The following is a 21,291-nucleotide window of genomic DNA, read 5'->3' as shown; positions in this document are numbered from 1 at the left end:
GCAGCCTGGGCTGCCACCCGTTGCAGGCTACCAGTCGTAGGACACGGCCAACGATGCCGTGCGCTCCTGACCGTAATAGCAGCCAAAGGCATAGTTGCATGCCGAAACGTACTCGCGATCAAACAGGTTCTGCACGTTCAGGCTGGCTTCCGCGCCCTTGAGCGTGGGACTGACACGGCCCAGGTCGTAGCGGATGGTCGTGTCGTACACTACAAACGAAGGGGTTTTGAAGGTGTTGCCCGAATCGCCGTATTTCTTGCCGGTGTAACGAGCGCCCCCACCGACGGTCAGGCCTGCCAGGGCATTGCTCGCGAAGTGGTAGTCGACCCAGGTACTGGCGGTCCACGGTGCCTGGGACTCGTTGCGGTTGCCTTTATCACCATAATTGCTCTTGGTGTAGAACGAGTCCAGGTAGGCCACCGCGCCAATCACCTCGAACTGGCCAACACGCGTCTTGCCTTCGAACTCGACACCCCGCGAGCGCACCTCGCCTTCCTGCAACTGATACTCCGGGTACTCAATGTCGCCGGTCAGCACGTTCTTCTGCTTGATCTGGTACACCGACAACGTCAGCAATGAGCTGTCGTTGGGCTGGTATTTGACCCCCGCCTCGTACTGCTCGCCCTCCACCGGCTTGAACGCCGAGGCCCCGCGCTGTGGGGCCTGGCTGCCGATGCTGGGGAAGAACGACTCGGCGTAACTGACATAGGGCGCCAGGCCGAAATCAGTGAGGTAGGTCAAGCCGATTCGCCGGGTGAGTTTCTTGTCTTTCTGGCTGACCGTGCTGTCGGCCAGCAGGTCGCGGTTCTCGACTTCGGCCCAGTCTTCACGCAGGCCGACGGTGAGGATAAAGCGGTCAAGCTTGATTTGGTCCTGGGCGTACAGGCCGGTCTGCTTGATGGTGTTGTCCCACTTGGTGGTGAGGGTCGGCTGGCCCAGGGTGTGGTAGTTGCTGGGTTTATACAGCTCGATGATTTCTGCGCCGTACAGGTTGTAGCCCTGGTACCTGCGGGTGAACTGGCGATAATCGACGCCGGTCAGCAGCGTATGGTCCAGCGCACCAGTGGCGAATTTGAACTGCAGGTTGTTATCAATCGTGTAGGCAGAGTTGTGCTGGCGCCAGTCGAGCTTGGTGCGGGTGGCGCGGGTGTCGTCGATGCTGTTATCCGGGAGCGTGACGAAGCGGTTCAGGTAGAAACCTTTGTAGCGGTCGTTGACGTCGGTGTAGCGCGCCGTCGAGTGGTATTCGAGGTTGTCGTTGAAGGCGTGGGAGAAATCGAAGCCGAGCACGTACTGGTCGCGGATGTAGTCGTTCCAGTCCGAGTCGCCCAGGAAGGTGTCGCGGTCGATATGCCGGCCCTCGGCGCTGCGGTACAGCGTGCCAATGGCGGGCAGCGCCTGGTAGTCGGCCAGGGACTTGTCGCGCTGCAGCTGTGCGTAGACCGTCAGCGCCGTCTCGTCGGTCGGCGCCCAGGTGAGGCTGGGCGCGAGCAAGGTGCGGCTGTCGGTGGCGTGGTCGACCATCTCGTTGCCGTCACGGGCCAGGGCAATCAGGCGATAGCTCAAGGTCTTGGCCTGATCGATTGGCCCGCTGAAATCCAGCGCACCGTTGACCCGGTCATAACTGCCGATGCCGAACTTGACCTGGTGCCGCGCCTCGGTGGTTGGCCGCTTGGAGACCATGTTGATCATCCCGCCCGGCTGGTTTTGCCCGTACAACACGGATGCCGGGCCCTTGAGCACTTCGATACGTTCGAGGGTGTACGGATCGATTTGCGGGGCGCCGCCCAGGCTGCCGGCGTACGGCAGGTAGGCGCCGTCGAGGTACAACAGGGTTGGCGCGAAGCCACGGCTGGCGACTTCATCGGCAATGGTGTTGCGGTCGGTGTAGCCGTTGGTGTCGATGCCCGGCGTGTAGCGCAGGGCCTGCGTGAGGTTGCGTGCACCCTGGACCGCGACCTGGTCGGCCGTGACCACGTTGACCGTCTGCGGGATTTCCAGAATCGGTGTATCGGTCTTGGTCGCGGTGCCACTGCGCGTGGCGACGTAACCGTCTACCGGGCCCCAGGCATTTTCCGTGGCCGACCCGGTCACGGTGGTGGGGCTCAGGTTCAGCGAATTGCCTTCGGGCAGCAGGTACAGGCTCCAGGTGCCGTTGTCGGTAATGATCAAGCCCAGCCCGCTGCCGGCCAGCGCCTGTTGCACGGCCTGCTCCGGCGTCAATTGGCCCTGTACGGCAGCAGCCCGGCGACCTTGCAGCAAGGCCGGGGTCACCGACAGGGTGCGCCCGCTTTCACGGGACAAACGGCTGAGGGTGTCACCCAGCGCGGCCGCAGGCAGGTCGAAATAATGGGTGGTGTCCTGGGCCATCGCAGGTTGGCCGATGACGGCCAGCGTAATGGCCAGCGTCAGCAGGCAAGGACGAATCATCAAGGGTGCCATAGGGGTGGATACTCGTTGTCAGGTTGGCGTTCTCTAACCCTGACTCGCGAGACGTGCGATCCCCTCACGGCCTGTGAAAATAATCGTTTATTGCACGTCAATCAGCGTCAACCACGGCCCATAGCGGCGAATGCGCAACGGGAATGTCTGAGCAAGCGATTGCAGCGTTTGCTCGGCGTCATCCAGCGGGTACACCCCGTACACACGCAGCGCCGCCGCTTGCGGGCTGATGCGCAGCACGCCCCGGCGATACGGGCGCAAGGCATCGATCAGCGAGCCCAGCGGCTCGTCGCGAATGTCGACCCGACCGTCGCGCCAATCCACCCGCCCGGCTGCCGACAACGGTACCGGCCGCACCCATTCCTCGCTGAACCACGCCGCCTGCCCCGCTTCCACGCGCCGCTGGTGACCGCCCTGGGTGGTGACTTTCACACTGTGCAGTTGCACCGAGGTCAGGCTGCCAGCGGCTTCCTGGCTGACCATGAACTGCGTGCCGAGGGCCTGGACTTCGCCCTGCGCGGTGGTGATGACAAACGGCCGGCGGACATCGGCGGCGACATCGACAAACACCTGACCTTCACGCAGATGCACGACGCGGCGTTGCTCAGTGAACTGGATATCCACCGAGCTGCGCGCGTTGAGGCTCAAGCGGCTGCCGTCGGCCAACGTGAAGGTACTGCGCTCGCCGGTGGCGGTACGCCGGTCGGCCCACAACCCGTTGAGCGGTTGGGCACGGTCGAGCAGCGCAGCGCCACTGACGCCAAACAACACCAGCGCCAGGCCGCCACGCAGCACCTTGCGGCGCGACACGGTGTCGGGCGTCATCAGCGCCTGGGACGCCGCACGCAATTGGCCAGGGCTGTGCGCCTCGACCCGGTGCAGCGCGGCAATCGGTTGCTGCAACAGGTTGCCCACCCGCTGCCAGGCCGCCGCATGCTCGGGGCTGGCGTGCAACCAGGCGTCGAAAGCCTGGCGCAGGTCGCGGTCCTCGCCGGCCGCCTCCAGGCGCAGCAGCCAATCGACGGCCTCGCGGGTACAGGCATCCACCTTGGGCTGCGTCATGCCAGCTCCGCCGATTCCGCCAGGCAATGCAGGAACGCCCTGCGCAAATCGCGCTCGACAGTCGCCAGGGAGACATTCAGTTGCTGCGCGATCAGAGGTTGGGTCAAGCCTTCGAGACGACTCAGGATAAAGATCTGGCGTACCCGCGCCGGCAGGCCGTTGAGCAGCCGGTCAATGCTTTCCAACGCTTCGCGAACCAATGCAAGGTCTTCTTCGGAAGGGCTGTAGCACTCGGGCAGTAAAGCCAGGCTTTCTAGGTAGCTTTGTTCCAGGCGCTTGCGCCGCCAGAAACTGAACAACAGTCGGCGTGCAACCGTGCTCAAAAACGCCCGCGGCTCCTCAAGTTGGGTGAGCTGGCGCGCATCGAGCACGCGGATGAAGGTGTCCTGGGTCAGGTCTGCGGCATCCTGGGGGCACTTCAACTGGCGATACAACCACGCACGCAACCACCGATGGTTATCGTCGTAGAGCGCGGCTAAAAGGGCCTTGGGATCAGTAGGTGTGGACACGCAACACTGCCAGACGTTAATGATAATTCATCTCATTATCTGCGCAGACTCTGGCACATTGCAATCGTTAAAACACCCAGCCTGCAGCGCATTTGTGTATCTGCGCCCCTCCACTAGACTCAGGAGTTCCTCTTACATGGAAGTACCTTAAATGAAAGTAACGCGCCCTCTTCGCCACGCCATCGCCCTGGTCACACTGCTGGCCGCCGGCAACCTCACGGCCTTCGCTGCCGATATCCCGCTGTCCAAGACCCTGGAAGCCGACGAAGTCACCACCAAAGTGCTGGCCGTGGATGCCGCCAAGCATCAGGTGGTGCTGCAAGGCGCCGACGGTGGCGAGGTGCATGTGCAACTTACCGACGCCGCCAAGGACCTGGGTAATCTCAAGGTCGGCGACCAGGTCAAAGTGCTGACCACGCACTCCGTCGCCGCCGTGCTGGACACCGATGTGGACAAAAGTGCGCCGGATGCCAGCGAAAAAACCGGTGTGATCCGCGCCACCGCCGATAATCCCAACCCAGGCGGCGCAGCGTTCCGCCAGGTACAGGTGCAACTGAAGATCACGCACATCGACTTGAAGAAAAACCAGGTCACCCTGGAAAACCCGGCCGGTGCGAGCAAAGTGTTGAATGTCGAGAAACCGGAGATTCGTGCGGGCCTCAAGGACCTCAAGGTCGGTCAGAGTGTGCTGGTGACGTTTACCGACACACTGGAAATCACCACCGCTCACGAAGGCTGACAGCTATCAACGCGGGCATCAGTGATGATGCCCGTTGGGGTCAGGCCTGGCGGGCCTGGGTCAAATATTTTTCAATGTTGCTCATCTGCTCGTCCCAGCCCCGGGAGTTCATCTTGAAGGCTTTCTGCCGACGGGCTTCGGGCACTTCATCGAAGCCGGATTCGACGACCCGCAGCAAAATGCCCGGCGCGCGATCCTCGATGGTGAACTCCACCAGTGTCGGGGTTTCCTGGTCGTAGTCGACGCCCTCCTCCACCGCAAAGGGGTGCCACCAGAAAGAGAACAGTGTCTGTGGCAGGATACGTTCGATTTTGGCATTCCAGATCACATGCTCGTACCCCGGATAAGTGATCGGCGCCTTGATGGTTTCCCCCGCTGCAAAGGTTTTGCCCTTCAGGGCAATTCCGAACCAGTTGCCGAATTGCTCGGCATCGGTGAGTGCTTCCCAGACGTGTTTGCGTGAAACGTTCAGCAGGACTTTTCGTTCTATGCGATCTAATACGTGCATAAGTCACCTCCTCCATTGACAGTAGGCGACATCGAACAATGCGCAACCTTGGGTTGTGCGCGATGATGATGACCCCATCCTTGACCCGACATTACGTTATGACTGATGCGTTGAATGGAAGTTGCTTCTGCAAGGCCGTCCGCTACCAGGTGGAGCGCCTGGACATGCCCATCAGCCACTGCCACTGCGACAGCTGCCGCAAGGTGCACGCGGCCGCGTTTGTGGCGACAGCCGGGGTGATGCGTGAGCATTTTCGCTGGACGCAAGGCGAGGGTCTGTTGTCGTCATTCGAGTCTTCGCCGGGCAAGCTCAGGCATTTCTGCTCGCGCTGCGGCTCACACCTGATGGCCGAGCGTGGGCACCAGCCGCATGTGATTGTGCGGGTGGCGACGCTGGATGATGATCCGGGCGTGCGGCCCACCGCGCACATCTGGACGGCGCATGACGTGCCCTGGCTGGCCTACACGGGCGTAGACCAGTGGGACGAGTGGCAGGTGTGACTCAGACGTGCGGGTCACCCGGTGCTTTAGCCGGGGTCGCATACTGCGGCTTGAGGTGACCTTCCTGGTCGAGCAGCCAGGCGTCCATGATCTGCCGCACCACCGGGCCTGCCACCCGGCCACCGGCTTCGCCGTTTTCGATCATGACCGAGATCACGATTTTCGGATGCTCGGCCGGGGCAAAGCCGACGAACAAGGCGTTGTCGCGATGCCGCTCCAGAGTCTTGTCGCGGTTGTAGCGCTCACCTTGTTTGATCGCGACCACTTGCGCAGTACCACTCTTGCCGGCGATGCGGTATTGCGCACCTTGCGCGGCGGCCCGAGCGATGCCGCGCGGGTCATGCATCACCAACTGCATGCCATGGTTCACCTGCTCCCAGTCACGCGGGTCCTTGAGGACCACATTCGGCATCGGGTTCTCGTCTACGGGCGGCACGCCGTTGATGGTCTTGGCCAGGTGCGGGCGATTCCACACGCCCTTGTTGGCGATCAATGCTGTCGCCTGGGCCAATTGCAATGGCGTGACCTGCATATAGCCCTGGCCGATACCGAGGATCACGGTTTCGCCTGGGAACCATGGCTGGCGGCGGGTCGCACGTTTCCAGGCCTGGGATGGCATCAGGCCGGCTGACTCTTCGAACATGTCCAGGGAGACTTTCTGGCCCAGGCCGAACTCCGCCAGGTAGTCGTGCAGGCGGTCAATGCCGAGCTTGTGGGCCAGGTCGTAAAAGTAGGTGTCGTTGGAACGCATGATGGCGGCGTCCATGTCGACCCAGCCGTCACCGCTGTGGTTCCAGTTGCGGTATTTGTGATCAAAATCGGGGAGCTGGTAGTAGCCCGGGTCGAACACGCGGGTCTGGGCGGTCACCACACCGCTGTCGAGCCCGGCAATGGCCACCTCAGGCTTGATCGTCGAACCCGGCGCATAGAGCCCGCGCAGGACGCGGTTGAACAGCGGCCGGTCGATGGAATCGTGCAGCGCGGCATATTCCTTGAAGCTGATGCCGGTTACAAACAGGTTCGGGTCGAAACTCGGCTTGCTGACCATGGCCAGGACTTCGCCGGTTTGCGGGTCGAGTGCGACCACCGAGCCACGGCGATCGCCCAAGGCTTCCTCGGCGGCTTCCTGAAGGTGGACGTCGAGGCTGAGCACGATATTTTTGCCAGGGATCGGGTCGGTGTGCTTGAGCACGCGCAGCACTCGCCCCTGGGCGTTGGTCTCGACCTCTTCGTAACCGACGTGGCCGTGCAGTTCGGACTCGTAGAAACGCTCGATGCCGGTCTTGCCGATGGACTGTGTACCGCGATACTCCACCGAGTCGAGAGCCTTGGACTCTTTCTCGTTGATGCGCCCGACATAGCCGATGGAGTGTGCAAAGTGCGCACCCAGCGGGTAGTGCCGGACAAACTGCGGCTCTACGTCGACGCCAGGCAAGCGAAACTCGTTCACGGCCAGGACCGCGATCTGCTCTTCGGTCAGCTCGTAAAACAATGTCACCGGGACGAAAGGATGGCGTGCCTGCTTCAAGGCCTTGTCGAACACCGCACGGTCTTCAGCAGGCAGGTGCAGCAGGTTGACGATGGCGTCCAGCTCACCCTTGAGGTCTGTGGTGCGCTCCCGGGTGATGGTCAGGTTGTAGCTGGGACGATTGTCGGCGAGCACCACGCCATTCCGGTCGTAGATCAACCCGCGAGTCGGTGTTATCGGCAGGACGTGGACCCGATTATTCTCGGAAATCGTCGAGTGATAGTCGTATTGCACCACCTGCAGGAAATACATGCGGCCCACCAGGGCACAGGTGATGCCGATCACCAGCAGCGCGCAGGCGAGCAGGCGCTTGTTGACCAGGCGGTTTTCTTTTTCGTGATCCTTGATGGGTATTGGTTCAGGCATTTCTACAGCATCTCGTTGAAGAAGGTCGACGCCGCATCCTGCGGATAAAGATCAGTCCTTGTGAAAATGTGCTGCACCATACCAAAAATGCAGAAACACTTTGCATCGATTTCCCCGAACGGCATGCCGATAGCGATTTTTGTCATGAAAGCGTGGGATCAAGCCTCAGCAAGGCCTTCAGAGCAGGACGTCTATTCGTGACCGGGGAACGCGGTGTCCTCTACCGGGCGTGCTTTTCGACCGCCCAAAACAAAACCCCTGTCTGCGTTAGCAAACAGGGGTTCTGGAATTTAATCTTGACGATGACCTACTCTCACATGGGGAAACCCCACACTACCATCGGCGATGCATCGTTTCACTGCTGAGTTCGGGATGGGATCAGGTGGTTCCAATGCTCTATGGTCGTCAAGAAATTCGGGTACTGAGTCGTGACCAGATGGCCTCGCTTCAGCAAATTGGGTATGTGATAGCTTTCGGTGTTTTGTGAGCGTCGAATTTTCGGTTCATTTCGTCTTCACACACCGCAATCTGGTGCTCTTTTGCCTTTCAGCTCGAAGCAAGCAAATTGCTTGGGTGTTATATGGTCAAGCCTCACGGGCAATTAGTATTGGTTAGCTCAACGCCTCACAGCGCTTACACACCCAACCTATCAACGTCGTAGTCTTCGACGGCCCTTCAGGGAACTCAAGGTTCCAGTGAGATCTCATCTTGAGGCTAGTTTCCCGCTTAGATGCTTTCAGCGGTTATCTATTCCGAACATAGCTACCCGGCAATGCCACTGGCGTGACAACCGGAACACCAGAGGTTCGTCCACTCCGGTCCTCTCGTACTAGGAGCAGCCCCTCTCAAATCTCAAACGTCCACGGCAGATAGGGACCGAACTGTCTCACGACGTTCTAAACCCAGCTCGCGTACCACTTTAAATGGCGAACAGCCATACCCTTGGGACCGGCTTCAGCCCCAGGATGTGATGAGCCGACATCGAGGTGCCAAACACCGCCGTCGATATGAACTCTTGGGCGGTATCAGCCTGTTATCCCCGGAGTACCTTTTATCCGTTGAGCGATGGCCCTTCCATACAGAACCACCGGATCACTAAGACCTACTTTCGTACCTGCTCGACGTGTCTGTCTCGCAGTCAAGCGCGCTTTTGCCTTTATACTCTACGACCGATTTCCGACCGGTCTGAGCGCACCTTCGTACTCCTCCGTTACTCTTTAGGAGGAGACCGCCCCAGTCAAACTACCCACCATACACTGTCCTCGATCCGGATAACGGACCTGAGTTAGAACCTCAAAGTTGCCAGGGTGGTATTTCAAGGATGGCTCCACGCAGACTGGCGTCCACGCTTCAAAGCCTCCCACCTATCCTACACAAGCAAATTCAAAGTCCAGTGCAAAGCTATAGTAAAGGTTCACGGGGTCTTTCCGTCTAGCCGCGGATACACTGCATCTTCACAGCGATTTCAATTTCACTGAGTCTCGGGTGGAGACAGCGCCGCCATCGTTACGCCATTCGTGCAGGTCGGAACTTACCCGACAAGGAATTTCGCTACCTTAGGACCGTTATAGTTACGGCCGCCGTTTACCGGGGCTTCGATCAAGAGCTTCGCGTTAGCTAACCCCATCAATTAACCTTCCGGCACCGGGCAGGCGTCACACCCTATACGTCCACTTTCGTGTTTGCAGAGTGCTGTGTTTTTAATAAACAGTCGCAGCGGCCTGGTATCTTCGACCGGCATGAGCTTACGGAGCAAGTCCTTCACCCTCACCGGCGCACCTTCTCCCGAAGTTACGGTGCCATTTTGCCTAGTTCCTTCACCCGAGTTCTCTCAAGCGCCTTGGTATTCTCTACCCAACCACCTGTGTCGGTTTGGGGTACGGTTCCTGGTTACCTGAAGCTTAGAAGCTTTTCTTGGAAGCATGGCATCAACCACTTCGTTATCTAAAAGATAACTCGTCATCAGCTCTCGGCCTTAAGATCCCGGATTTACCTAAGATCTCAGCCTACCACCTTAAACTTGGACAACCAACGCCAAGCTGGCCTAGCCTTCTCCGTCCCTCCATCGCAATAACCAGAAGTACAGGAATATTAACCTGTTTTCCATCGACTACGCTTTTCAGCCTCGCCTTAGGGACCGACTAACCCTGCGTCGATTAACGTTGCGCAGGAAACCTTGGTCTTTCGGCGTGGGTGTTTTTCACACCCATTGTCGTTACTCATGTCAGCATTCGCACTTCTGATACCTCCAGCAAGCTTCTCAACTCACCTTCACAGGCTTACAGAACGCTCCTCTACCGCATCACTTACGTGATACCCGTAGCTTCGGTGTATGGTTTGAGCCCCGTTACATCTTCCGCGCAGGCCGACTCGACTAGTGAGCTATTACGCTTTCTTTAAAGGGTGGCTGCTTCTAAGCCAACCTCCTAGCTGTCTAAGCCTTCCCACATCGTTTCCCACTTAACCATAACTTTGGGACCTTAGCTGACGGTCTGGGTTGTTTCCCTTTTCACGACGGACGTTAGCACCCGCCGTGTGTCTCCCATGCTCGGCACTTGTAGGTATTCGGAGTTTGCATCGGTTTGGTAAGTCGGGATGACCCCCTAGCCGAAACAGTGCTCTACCCCCTACAGTGATACATGAGGCGCTACCTAAATAGCTTTCGAGGAGAACCAGCTATCTCCGAGCTTGATTAGCCTTTCACTCCGATCCACAGGTCATCCGCTAACTTTTCAACGGTAGTCGGTTCGGTCCTCCAGTTAGTGTTACCCAACCTTCAACCTGCCCATGGATAGATCGCCCGGTTTCGGGTCTATTCCCAGCGACTAGACGCCCTATTAAGACTCGCTTTCGCTACGCCTCCCCTATTCGGTTAAGCTCGCCACTGAAAATAAGTCGCTGACCCATTATACAAAAGGTACGCAGTCACAGAACAAAGTCTGCTCCCACTGCTTGTACGCATACGGTTTCAGGATCTATTTCACTCCCCTCTCCGGGGTTCTTTTCGCCTTTCCCTCACGGTACTAGTTCACTATCGGTCAGTCAGTAGTATTTAGCCTTGGAGGATGGTCCCCCCATATTCAGACAAAGTTTCTCGTGCTCCGTCCTACTCGATTTCATGACTAAGAGATTTTCGCGTACAGGGCTATCACCCACTATGGCCGCACTTTCCAGAGCGTTCCGCTAATCTCAAAGCCACTTAAGGGCTAGTCCCCGTTCGCTCGCCACTACTAAGGGAATCTCGGTTGATTTCTTTTCCTCAGGGTACTTAGATGTTTCAGTTCCCCTGGTTCGCCTCTTGCACCTATGTATTCAGTACAAGATAACCATCTTATGATGGCTGGGTTCCCCCATTCAGACATCTCCGGATCAAAGTCTGTTTGCCGACTCCCCGAAGCTTTTCGCAGGCTACCACGTCTTTCATCGCCTCTGACTGCCAAGGCATCCACCGTATGCGCTTCTTCACTTGACCATATAACCCCAAGCAATCTGGTTATACTGTGAAGACGACATTCGCCGAAAATTCGAATTTCTCATTTAAGAGAACTCACAAATTTTACCTTAGCCTGATCCGTTACCAGTGAAAGTAACGTTCAGTCTATCTTTCTATCACATACCCAAATTTTTAAAGAACGATCTAATCAAAGACTAGAAATCAATATTCATTAGTGAATATTCATTTCTAAACTCTAACAGCAGAAGCAGTTAATGGTGGAGCCAAACGGGATCGAACCGTTGACCTCCTGCGTGCAAGGCAGGCGCTCTCCCAGCTGAGCTATGGCCCCATAACAAAATTGGTGGGTCTGGGCAGATTCGAACTGCCGACCTCACCCTTATCAGGGGTGCGCTCTAACCAACTGAGCTACAGACCCAATTTCGAGCGCGTAACTGATTAGCTAAGAGCTATCAGCTTGGAGCTTAAAGCTGCTTCTATCGTCTTCTTCAATGAATCAAGCAATTCGTGTGGGAACTTATGGAGCAGCTGATGTCGTCGATTAAGGAGGTGATCCAGCCGCAGGTTCCCCTACGGCTACCTTGTTACGACTTCACCCCAGTCATGAATCACACCGTGGTAACCGTCCTCCCGAAGGTTAGACTAGCTACTTCTGGTGCAACCCACTCCCATGGTGTGACGGGCGGTGTGTACAAGGCCCGGGAACGTATTCACCGCGACATTCTGATTCGCGATTACTAGCGATTCCGACTTCACGCAGTCGAGTTGCAGACTGCGATCCGGACTACGATCGGTTTTATGGGATTAGCTCCACCTCGCGGCTTGGCAACCCTCTGTACCGACCATTGTAGCACGTGTGTAGCCCAGGCCGTAAGGGCCATGATGACTTGACGTCATCCCCACCTTCCTCCGGTTTGTCACCGGCAGTCTCCTTAGAGTGCCCACCATTACGTGCTGGTAACTAAGGACAAGGGTTGCGCTCGTTACGGGACTTAACCCAACATCTCACGACACGAGCTGACGACAGCCATGCAGCACCTGTCTCAATGTTCCCGAAGGCACCAATCTATCTCTAGAAAGTTCATTGGATGTCAAGGCCTGGTAAGGTTCTTCGCGTTGCTTCGAATTAAACCACATGCTCCACCGCTTGTGCGGGCCCCCGTCAATTCATTTGAGTTTTAACCTTGCGGCCGTACTCCCCAGGCGGTCAACTTAATGCGTTAGCTGCGCCACTAAGAGCTCAAGGCTCCCAACGGCTAGTTGACATCGTTTACGGCGTGGACTACCAGGGTATCTAATCCTGTTTGCTCCCCACGCTTTCGCACCTCAGTGTCAGTATCAGTCCAGGTGGTCGCCTTCGCCACTGGTGTTCCTTCCTATATCTACGCATTTCACCGCTACACAGGAAATTCCACCACCCTCTACCATACTCTAGTCAGTCAGTTTTGAATGCAGTTCCCAGGTTGAGCCCGGGGATTTCACATCCAACTTAACAAACCACCTACGCGCGCTTTACGCCCAGTAATTCCGATTAACGCTTGCACCCTCTGTATTACCGCGGCTGCTGGCACAGAGTTAGCCGGTGCTTATTCTGTCGGTAACGTCAAAACAGTTACGTATTAGGCAACTGCCCTTCCTCCCAACTTAAAGTGCTTTACAATCCGAAGACCTTCTTCACACACGCGGCATGGCTGGATCAGGCTTTCGCCCATTGTCCAATATTCCCCACTGCTGCCTCCCGTAGGAGTCTGGACCGTGTCTCAGTTCCAGTGTGACTGATCATCCTCTCAGACCAGTTACGGATCGTCGCCTTGGTGAGCCATTACCCCACCAACTAGCTAATCCGACCTAGGCTCATCTGATAGCGCAAGGCCCGAAGGTCCCCTGCTTTCTCCCGTAGGACGTATGCGGTATTAGCGTCCGTTTCCGAACGTTATCCCCCACTACCAGGCAGATTCCTAGGCATTACTCACCCGTCCGCCGCTCTCAAGAGAAGCAAGCTTCTCTCTACCGCTCGACTTGCATGTGTTAGGCCTGCCGCCAGCGTTCAATCTGAGCCATGATCAAACTCTTCAGTTCAAACATCTTTGGGTTTTTAAGAAACCCTAAACTTGGCTCAGCAATCGTTGGTTACATCTTTGATTTCTCGCGGAGTAACTTGTGATGCTGATAATCTTGTTGACTATCAGTCTGACTCCACAAGCACCCACACGAATTGCTTGATTCAGTTGTTAAAGAGCGGTTGGTTAAGATCTTTCGTCTCAACCGAGGCGCGCATTCTACAGCAGCCTCATTTGCTGTCAAGTGATTATTTTCAGAAGTTTTCGAAGATTTCTTCAACAACTTCAACCACTTGCGCTTCCGATCTCTCGTTAGCGGGAGGCGAATTCTACAGCGTTACACGCTGCTGTCAACACCTCTTTTTCTCCGCTTTCGACCGAGAGGATCGAAACGTTAATAGAGCCAACCAACCCTGCTCTACCAACTCTTTCTGGGCTTCAATGAACTGAAGCAAGTCGCTGTCGAATCTAGCGTAACTCTTTGTTTACCAAGGAGTTTTCCGTTTCGACTGCGCCGGAAGTGGGGCGAATTATAGACTTCCAGAATCTGCCGTCAACCCTTAATTTGGATTTTCTATCAACAAGCCGGAAAACCTCCGGTTTGAGGCTATATAGAGGTCATCAACGGAATAATTGAGCAATATATTGCTCAACCCTCAACACTTAAGCATCATAGCTGCTTGCGCTTCTCTTAATACGACCTCGGACGAACATCCCCAATGACCACCTCTCCCCGCAGCCTGGCCTCGGCATTGTTTCCTGTCGGCCTGCTGTTGATCGCCATGGCTTCCATCCAGTCCGGCGCCTCGCTGGCCAAGAGCATGTTTCCAATTGTTGGCGCCCAAGGCACGACCACCCTGCGCCTGATTTTCGCCAGCGTGATCATGCTGCTTCTCCTACGCCCGTGGCGCGCCAAGCTGACCGCCAAGTCCCTGCGCACGGTGATCGTCTACGGGATGGCCCTGGGTGGCATGAATTTCCTCTTCTATATGTCATTGCGCAGCGTACCCCTGGGGATTGCCGTTGCCCTGGAATTCACCGGACCGCTGGCAGTAGCGATTTACGCATCGCGCAGAGCGGTAGATTTTCTCTGGATTGCCCTCGCGGTCATCGGCCTGCTCTTGTTGATTCCCATGGGGGACGCCAGCAGCGGCATCGACTTGCTCGGCGCAGCCTACGCACTGGGGGCGGGTGTCTGCTGGGCCCTCTATATTCTGTTCGGCCAGAAGGCAGGCAATGACAATGGCGTACAGACCGCCGCCCTCGGCGTGATGATCGCCGCCTTGTTTGTGGCACCTATCGGCATTGTGCACGCGGGTGCTGCATTGCTGACCCCGGCCCTGATCCCTGTCGCCATCGGCGTCGCCATTCTGTCCACCGCCCTGCCTTACACCCTGGAGATGGTCGCGCTGACCCGCCTCCCCGCCCGCACCTTCGGCACGCTCATGAGCATCGAACCCGCATTCGGCGCGCTTTCCGGCCTGCTCTTCCTGCACGAGCACCTGACCTTGGCGCAATGGCTGGCCATCACCTGCATCATCCTGGCCTCCGTGGGCGCCACCGTGACGATGCGCAAGGAGTCAAAGCCGCTGGTTCCAGCGGATTGACGCTTCTTTGAATGTAGCTCTGGCATTTACCGCTCATTTAAGCCATGTTTAAGCCGTAAACGAATGTCATTCATGGAGAACGTCGACAGGGACAGCACGAACGCTAGACTCGAGAGCGAGTAGAGCCGGCTTCAAGCATTGCGGAAGCGGCTATTAAGGATAGGAATGAAGCGAATTTTGATACTGTTAATGGTCGTGGCCATCGGTGGCTGTGCCGCGACCACCAAGACAGAAGTGAAGCGGGGCAAAAAAGGGCTGCATATCAACTGTTCCGGACTGTCTTCCTCCTGGGACCAGTGCTACACCAGCGCAACCAACTCGTGCGGAGCCAAGGGCTACCGGGTGATCGCCAAGTCCGGTGACAATTCAGAGGAACCTGGGGATTACCCCTTCGGCCTCAACCCTGCGGGCTATACAAGCCGGAGCATGATCGTCATTTGCAAGTGATTGACCGAGCAGTCCCCCTCCGACTGCTCATATCAAACACCCACTACCCACCCGCCCTTTTGCGACACTGCGGCTAGACTCCTGTTCGACATTCGAGCCAACGGAGTTCCCATGACGCATAACAAGAAAATCGTATTGGTAGTCGGCGCCGGAGACGCAACCGGTGGTGCCATTGCCAAGCGCTTTGCCCGCGAAGGCTACGTCGCCTGTGTCACCCGCCGCACCGCCGACAAATTGCAGCCTCTGGTCGATAGCATCCAGGCAGCCGGTGGCGAAGCGCATGGCTTTGCGTGCGATGCACGAAAAGAAGAAGACGTGATCGCGCTGATCGAACAGATTGAAACGCAACTGGGCCCGATTGAGGCCTTCGTTTTCAACATCGGCGCCAATGTGCCCTGCAGCATCCTTGAAGAAACCGCGCGCAAGTATTTCAAGATCTGGGAAATGGCCTGTTTCTCCGGGTTCCTCAATGCACGTGAGGTGGCCAAGCGCATGGTCACCCGCCATCGCGGCACCATCCTGTTCACCGGCGCGACTGCCGGCCTGCGCGGGGCCGCCGGCTTTGCCGCATTTGCAGGAGCAAAGCACGGGATCCGCGCACTTGCGCAAAGCATGGCGCGGGAGCTGGGGCCGATGAATATCCATGTCGCTCATATCGTGGTTGATGGCGCCATCGACACAGACTTCATTCGCGACAATTTCCCGCAGAAATACGCGCTCAAGGATCAGGACGGCATTCTCAACCCCGAGCACATCGCCGACAACTATTGGTTCCTGCACAGCCAACCGCGCGACGCCTGGACGTTCGAGCTGGACCTGCGCCCCTGGAATGAACCCTGGTAAGCACGCCCCCACAACAATAATCAGCGAGCAGCGACCATGAGTAAAACCCTGGAGTTCTTCTTTGATCTCGGCAGCCCTGCCACCTACCTGGCCTACACCCAGCTCCCGGCCCTGTGCGCAGCAACCGGCGCAGAGTTGGTGTATCAACCGATGTTATTGGGCGGCGTGTTCAAGGCCACCGGTAACGCCTCGCCGATCACCGTCCCCGCCAAGGGACGCTATATGTTCGACGACCTGGCTCGTTACGCCCAACGCTACAACGTCACGCTCAAGTTCAACCCGCACTTTCCCATCAATACCCTGGTGCTGATGCGCGCTGTCACCGGCGTGCAACTGCACCAGCCCGAACGCTTCGACGATTTGGTGGGTTGCTTGTTTCGCGCGCTGTGGGCAGAGGGTCGCGACTTGGGAGATCCCGCCGTCGTGGCTACGGTGCTCAGCGAACACGGCTTTGAGCCGCAGGAGATACTGGCCTTGGCCAATGACGAAAGCGTAAAAGCCGCCCTCAAGGCCAAAACCGAGCAAGCCGTTCAACGCGGCGTGTTCGGTGCGCCCAGCCTGTTTGTAGGCAACCAGCTATTTTTCGGCCAGGACCGTCTGGAGTTTGTGCGCGAAGCCTTGAGTTGAATCTCGATCGCCAAGCGCCCCCGCCCAATCGGCGCCAGTCGCCCGGCTCAAGGCGTTAGTCGACTACATAGCCGACGCCTTGGCCGAGCGCCTGGACTGCAACCGATCAAATAGCCGCGGTACGCACCTGCAACCACTCGAGTGCCGCGCCATTGAGCAACGGGCTCAGGCGCTCGCGCACCTCGCTGTGGTAGCCGTTGAACCACTCACGCTCATCCGCCGTCAGCAGCGACGGCTCCAGGCAACGAGTATCGATCGGGCACAAGGTCAGGGTTTCGAACTTGAGGAACTCACCGAACTCGGTCTTGCCCGCTTCACGGTTCAACACCAGGTTCTCGATCCGCACGCCCCAACGTCCCGGACGATAAGTACCCGGCTCAATCGAGGTGATCATCCCCGGTTGCATCGCGGTTTGCGGCGCCGTGGCCGCCTGGTAGGCGATCACTTGCGGACCTTCGTGCACGTTGAGGAAATAACCCACGCCGTGCCCGGTACCGTGGCCGTAGTCCACGCCTTCAGCCCAGATCGGCGCACGCGCAATCGAATCCAGCAGCGGCGACAGAATGCCCTTGGGAAAATGCGCACGGGACAGGGCAACCACCCCTTTCAACACCCGGGTGCAATCGCGCTTTTGTTCTTCGCTGGGTGTACCGATAGGCACCATCCGCGTGATATCGGTGGTGCCACCCAGGTACTGGCCACCCGAATCGATCAACAGCAAACCATCGCCTTCGATCAGCGCGTGCTCTTCTTCAGTCGCGTGGTAATGCGGCATCGCACCATTGGCGTTATACGCGGCGATAGTATTGAAACTCAGCGACACATAACCCGGGCGACGGCTACGCGCGGCGGTCAGGTGTTCGTCAATGGTCAGTTCAGTGATGCGTTCGCGCCCCAGCGCGCTGTCCAGCCAGGCGAAAAACTCGCACAGCGCTGCGCCGTCCTGCTCCATGGCCTGGCGGATGTGTTCCGCGTCGGCCAGGCTCTTGCGCGACTTGGCCAGCGTGGTCGGGTTGAGCCCTTCGATCAGCTTGACGCCAGCGTCCAGGTTTTCCAGCAAACCTGCGGTCACGCGCGCGGGATCGACCTGCACACTGGCACCCGACGGCACGGCGCGCAGTGCATCAGCCACTTCGCTGTAGTCACGCAAGGTCACGCCGTCCTGCTCCAGCACCGCCCGCAGTTCGGCATCGACCTTGCTCAGCGCCACGAACAAGGTGGCCTGTTGTTGATTGATCAACGCAAAGGACACAAACACCGGGTTGAACGAAACGTCACCGCCGCGCAAGTTGAACAGCCAGGCAATATCATCCAGGGTGGCGATGAAGTGCCAGTCGGCGCCCTTCTCCTTCAAGCTGGCACGCAGCGCGGCGAGTTTCTCACCGCGGCTCACCGTGGCCTGCGGCGGCAGGTGTTGATAGATCGGCTGGTTCGGCAGCGCCGGGCGGTCTTGCCAGACTTCATCGAGCAGGTCGATGTCGGTACGCAGGGTTGCGCCGCGCTCGGCCAGCTTGCCGCCCAGGGTCCGTGCTGACGCCACAGCCATCACCGCGCCGTCCACCGCCACCACCCCACCTTCCGGGGTTTGCTCCGCCAGCCACTCCAATGGACCAGGCTGGCCCGGTTGCAGCTTCACCAATTCGATGCCGCTGCCCTTGAGTTCCTTGGTGGCCTGTTCCCAATAGCGGCTGTCCGCCCAGACGCCGGCAAAGTCCGCGGTCACGATCAGCGTTCCCACCGAGCCATGGAACCCCGACAACCATTGGCGTCCCTGCCAGTAACCCGGCAGGTATTCAGACAGATGCGGATCCGCCGACGGCACCAGCAGGGCGTGAATGCCCTCGCGGCTCATCAGTTCACGGGTATGCGCCAGGCGCTGGGGAACCGTTCCATGGGTCAAAGGCTGCGTGCTCATTGTGTCTCCTGCTAACCACGAATAATTGTTATGTGTTGCGAATGGATAAATTCAGACCGCCCAGAACGCCGGTGCGCTGGCAAGTGCGGCCTTGATCAACTGCACGGCCTCATCGATGTCCTGCTCGGTGGTAAACCGGCCCAGGCTCAAGCGAATCGTGCGGCCGGCGCTGCGCGCGTCATGGCCCAGCGCCAGCAGCACATGGGAGGGCGCGTTGCTCGCCGAGTTACAGGCCGAGGTGGCAGAAAACGCGATGCCCGCACTCAGCGCCGCCGCATTGAATTCACCTTCGCCAAACGTGAGGCTGAGGGTGTGCGGAATACGTTGGGTCGGGCTGCCGTTGAGGCGCACGCCGGCGATTGACGCCAGCTGATCCAGCAGCCGCTGGCGCAACGCCACAATCAGCGCCTGTTCTTCGGTAAACGATGCCGCCGCCAGGGCGAACGCCGTGCCCATGCCTGCAATCTGGTGCGTGGCCAGCGTGCCGGAACGCAATCCGCCTTCGTGACCACCGCCGTGGATCTGCGCCAGCACCTTCTGCTGCGCGCGCGGCCCCACATACAGCGCGCCGATGCCCTTGGGGCCATACAGTTTGTGTGCGGAAAACGACATCAAATCCACCGGCCACTCGGCCAGGTCGATCGCTACCTTGCCTGCGCCCTGCGCTGCGTCCACGTGCAACAACGCCCCATGTTCACGCACGCGTGCGCCGATGGCCGGGATGTCGTTGACGGTGCCCAGTTCGTTGTTCACCAGCATCAGCGACACCAGGAAGGTGTCCTCGCGCAGCGCCTGGCTGACTGCATCGGCACTGATCAGGCCCTGCGCGTCCGGCACCAGGTAGGTCACGGCCACGCCGGCTTCCTGCAATTGCCGGGCGGTGTCCAGCGTGGCCTTGTGTTCGATCTGGCTGGTGATGATATGCCCGCCTGCCACGCCCCGCGCCTGGGCCACGCCCTTGATGGCGAGGTTGTTGGATTCGGTGGCGCCGGAGGTCCAGACGATTTGCTCAGGTTGGGCACCGACCAGTTCCGCCACCTGGCAGCGCGCCTGCTCGACCGTTTGCCGGGCCGCCTGGCCGAACGCGTGGGAGCTGGACGCGGGGTTACCGAAATTGGCGTTGAAGCCCAGACACTCGACCATCACCTGGATGACCCGCTCATCCACCGGGGTGGTGGCGGCATAGTCGAAATACAGCGGACGTTTATTCATGACAATTAAGACTCGCAAAACAGGTTCCCGAGAACAGCGTCTCAGGGGCATCAGCCGGAACAGAGGTCGTCAGGTTTACCGGATCAAATGCCATTGAAGAAGGGCCACTTTATTTAAATGTGCGTAGGAACGCTCCTGAAATTCAGCTTAACAGGCTGAAGTCCCCGCATGGCAAACAAAAAGCCCGAGGTTCCTTAAGGGAATCCTCGGGCTTTTTGCTGCTGAGCGCGGGCTCAACTAGGACGACCATGCAATGTCACGCTGCGTTCGGCATTCATTTCGCCCTGGTGATCGAAGCCAAAGGATTTCTGTGGCTGGCCGGTCAGTGCGGCGCGCTGCTGTTGGTATTCATCAAACGACAAGCCACGACGACTCAGCGCCTCCAGGGCCAACTGTTTGGTTTCTTCTGCGGTGTAAGGCCGTAATTCGGGCGAAGCATGGGTCGCACATCCGGCGAGGACTGAGGCAACGACGAGTAAGCAAACAGCGAGGAATCGGTTCATGGCGGCGGCCCTGCAAAGGTGGTTTCGAGTCAATGAACACAGGCTACTCCCGCCCTTTGCCGGTGAAAAATCATCGTCCGTGATAGTCGCTATCAACCGCCAAGGCACCTGCGATAGCGGCCCCCTCATATTCCCCAAAGATCTATAAATATGGAAATACGTTCATTTACGGAATAAATGTAACCCTCTATAAATGGCTCTCAGCTGCCCGACACTGTTCGCCACGCAACTGTTGCCCCGGCAACAGTCATTCAACAAATCACCAATCAGACAACAGCAGCCGTTTTCACCCGCAAGGCCGCAGCCCGCGCCAATCAAGGCTTGCACCCGTTGGTACAGCTCTTGCTCAACACGTTGCACACACCTGCTATGAACCACTGTTGATAAAGGAACTGTTCATGACCCGTCCCCTGAATGTCGTAGCCGTCTCCGGCGGAACCTGGCGCCCGTCCCGTACCCTCGTATTGACCCAGGCGGTACTGGCCGAACTGGCCACCTTGCTGCCGATCCATACCCACCTGATCGAACTGGGCGACATTGCCCGGCCACTGGGCGGTGCACTGTCGCGCGATGAGTTGCCGGCCGAGGTCGAAACGCAACTGTTGGCGATTGAACAGGCAGATCTGCTGATCGTCGCGGCGCCGGTCTATCGCGGCTCCTACCCTGGCCTGCTCAAGCACCTGTTCGACCTGGTCGACCTCAACGCACTGATCAACACCCCGGTGTTGCTCGCCGCCACCGGCGGCAGCGAACGCCATGCGCTGGTGCTCGATCATCAGTTGCGCCCGCTGTTCAGCTTCTTCCAGGCATTGACCCTGCCGATCGGCGTGTACGCCACCGAAGCTGACTTCACCGACTACCAAATAACCAGTGAGCTCCTAAAAGCCCGTATTCAACTGGCGGCAGAACGAGCAGCGCCATTGTTCGCGGCGCATTCCCCTTCTCTGCTGAAAATCGCGTAAGGATTTG

15 protein-coding genes, 2 tRNA genes and 3 rRNA genes are annotated in these 21,291 nt (G+C 58.2%); 7 read left to right on the top strand and 13 right to left on the bottom strand.

Annotated elements, in window-relative coordinates; genetic code table 11:
* Positions 1-27: 27 nt before the first annotated feature.
* From JFU04_RS09055 to JFU04_RS09045, 3 genes are all read right to left on the bottom strand, one after another.
* The gene (locus JFU04_RS09055) at positions 28-2,442 is read right to left on the bottom strand and encodes a TonB-dependent siderophore receptor (protein ID WP_201143882.1); all 2,415 of its coding nucleotides are present in this window, start codon (positions 2,440-2,442) and stop codon (positions 28-30) included.
* Between the two features lie 87 nt (positions 2,443-2,529).
* Complete coding sequence (locus JFU04_RS09050; protein ID WP_120448039.1) at positions 2,530-3,504, bottom strand: FecR family protein; 975 nt, start codon at positions 3,502-3,504, stop codon at positions 2,530-2,532.
* On the bottom strand, positions 3,501-4,013 hold the full coding sequence (locus JFU04_RS09045; protein ID WP_201143881.1) for a sigma-70 family RNA polymerase sigma factor: 513 nt from the start codon (positions 4,011-4,013) through the stop codon (positions 3,501-3,503). Before JFU04_RS09045 ends, JFU04_RS09050 begins: the two co-directional genes overlap by 4 nt.
* Positions 4,014-4,164: 151 nt before the next feature.
* Here JFU04_RS09045 and JFU04_RS09040 point away from each other — a divergent pair, with 151 nt between their 5' ends.
* Positions 4,165-4,752 (top strand): hypothetical protein, encoded by a 588-nt coding sequence (locus tag JFU04_RS09040; RefSeq protein ID WP_065907292.1) that lies wholly within the window; start codon positions 4,165-4,167, stop codon positions 4,750-4,752.
* A 40-nt stretch (positions 4,753-4,792) separates the two neighbouring features.
* Here JFU04_RS09040 and JFU04_RS09035 read toward each other — a convergent pair whose 3' ends face one another.
* A complete protein-coding gene (locus JFU04_RS09035; protein WP_106804629.1) occupies positions 4,793-5,260 on the bottom strand; it encodes an SRPBCC family protein in 468 nt (155 codons plus the stop codon).
* 98 nt (positions 5,261-5,358) lie between these two features.
* On the opposite strand from JFU04_RS09035, the gene JFU04_RS09030 reads away from it, so the two are divergent.
* Positions 5,359-5,760 carry a GFA family protein gene (locus tag JFU04_RS09030; RefSeq protein ID WP_065907298.1) on the top strand — a complete coding sequence of 134 codons (402 nt, stop codon included), beginning with the start codon at positions 5,359-5,361 and terminating at the stop codon, positions 5,758-5,760.
* A 1-nt stretch (position 5,761) separates the two neighbouring features.
* On the opposite strand, the gene mrdA is transcribed toward JFU04_RS09030, so the two are convergent.
* The 6 genes from mrdA to JFU04_RS09000 all read right to left on the bottom strand — a co-directional run bounded on the left by mrdA (position 5,762) and on the right by JFU04_RS09000 (position 13,187).
* On the bottom strand, positions 5,762-7,654 hold the full coding sequence (gene mrdA / locus JFU04_RS09025; RefSeq protein ID WP_065907300.1) for a penicillin-binding protein 2: 1,893 nt from the start codon (positions 7,652-7,654) through the stop codon (positions 5,762-5,764).
* A gap of 294 nt (positions 7,655-7,948) precedes the next feature.
* Positions 7,949-8,064: ribosomal RNA gene (gene rrf, locus JFU04_RS09020) — 5S ribosomal RNA — on the bottom strand.
* A 170-nt stretch (positions 8,065-8,234) separates the two neighbouring features.
* Positions 8,235-11,126, bottom strand: a 23S ribosomal RNA gene (locus JFU04_RS09015).
* Positions 11,127-11,363: 237 nt separating this feature from the next.
* A tRNA-Ala gene (locus JFU04_RS09010) sits at positions 11,364-11,439 on the bottom strand.
* A gap of 10 nt (positions 11,440-11,449) precedes the next feature.
* Positions 11,450-11,526 (bottom strand) — tRNA-Ile (locus JFU04_RS09005).
* A gap of 124 nt (positions 11,527-11,650) precedes the next feature.
* Positions 11,651-13,187, bottom strand: a 16S ribosomal RNA gene (locus tag JFU04_RS09000).
* The 16S, 23S and 5S rRNA genes sit together here with 2 tRNA genes alongside, the layout of an rRNA operon.
* 700 nt (positions 13,188-13,887) lie before the next feature.
* Here JFU04_RS09000 and rhtA point away from each other — a divergent pair.
* From rhtA to JFU04_RS08980, 4 genes are all read left to right on the top strand, one after another.
* Positions 13,888-14,775, top strand: a complete 888-nt coding sequence (gene rhtA, locus JFU04_RS08995) for a threonine/homoserine exporter RhtA (protein ID WP_106804630.1) — start codon at positions 13,888-13,890, stop codon at positions 14,773-14,775.
* 165 nt (positions 14,776-14,940) lie between these two features.
* A complete protein-coding gene (locus tag JFU04_RS08990; protein WP_065901262.1) occupies positions 14,941-15,222 on the top strand; it encodes a hypothetical protein in 282 nt (93 codons plus the stop codon).
* Positions 15,223-15,333: 111 nt separating this feature from the next.
* On the top strand, positions 15,334-16,065 hold the full coding sequence (locus JFU04_RS08985) for an SDR family oxidoreductase (protein ID WP_065901265.1): 732 nt from the start codon (positions 15,334-15,336) through the stop codon (positions 16,063-16,065).
* Between the two features lie 36 nt (positions 16,066-16,101).
* Positions 16,102-16,692: a 2-hydroxychromene-2-carboxylate isomerase gene (locus tag JFU04_RS08980; RefSeq protein WP_201143880.1), complete on the top strand. Its 591-nt coding sequence runs from the start codon at positions 16,102-16,104 to the stop codon at positions 16,690-16,692.
* Positions 16,693-16,798: 106 nt separating this feature from the next.
* On the opposite strand, the gene JFU04_RS08975 is transcribed toward JFU04_RS08980, so the two are convergent.
* The 3 genes from JFU04_RS08975 to JFU04_RS08965 all read right to left on the bottom strand — a co-directional run bounded on the left by JFU04_RS08975 (position 16,799) and on the right by JFU04_RS08965 (position 20,322).
* A complete protein-coding gene (locus JFU04_RS08975; protein WP_201143879.1) occupies positions 16,799-18,607 on the bottom strand; it encodes an aminopeptidase P family protein in 1,809 nt (602 codons plus the stop codon).
* Positions 18,608-18,658: 51 nt separating this feature from the next.
* Positions 18,659-19,819: a cysteine desulfurase family protein gene (locus JFU04_RS08970; protein ID WP_201143878.1), complete on the bottom strand. Its 1,161-nt coding sequence runs from the start codon at positions 19,817-19,819 to the stop codon at positions 18,659-18,661.
* A 233-nt stretch (positions 19,820-20,052) separates the two neighbouring features.
* Positions 20,053-20,322: a hypothetical protein gene (locus tag JFU04_RS08965; RefSeq protein WP_065901276.1), complete on the bottom strand. Its 270-nt coding sequence runs from the start codon at positions 20,320-20,322 to the stop codon at positions 20,053-20,055.
* Between the two features lie 398 nt (positions 20,323-20,720).
* Here JFU04_RS08965 and msuE point away from each other — a divergent pair, with 398 nt between their 5' ends.
* The gene (gene msuE / locus JFU04_RS08960; RefSeq protein ID WP_201143877.1) at positions 20,721-21,284 is read left to right on the top strand and encodes an FMN reductase; all 564 of its coding nucleotides are present in this window, start codon (positions 20,721-20,723) and stop codon (positions 21,282-21,284) included.
* Positions 21,285-21,291 lie beyond the last annotated feature (7 nt).

The sequence above is a fragment of the Pseudomonas sp. TH21 genome, assembly GCF_016651025.1.
GTDB lineage: Bacteria > Pseudomonadota > Gammaproteobacteria > Pseudomonadales > Pseudomonadaceae > Aquipseudomonas > Aquipseudomonas aylmerensis.
Note: the sequence above shows the minus strand (reverse complement) of the source record. Positions and strands in the feature narration are given on the sequence as shown.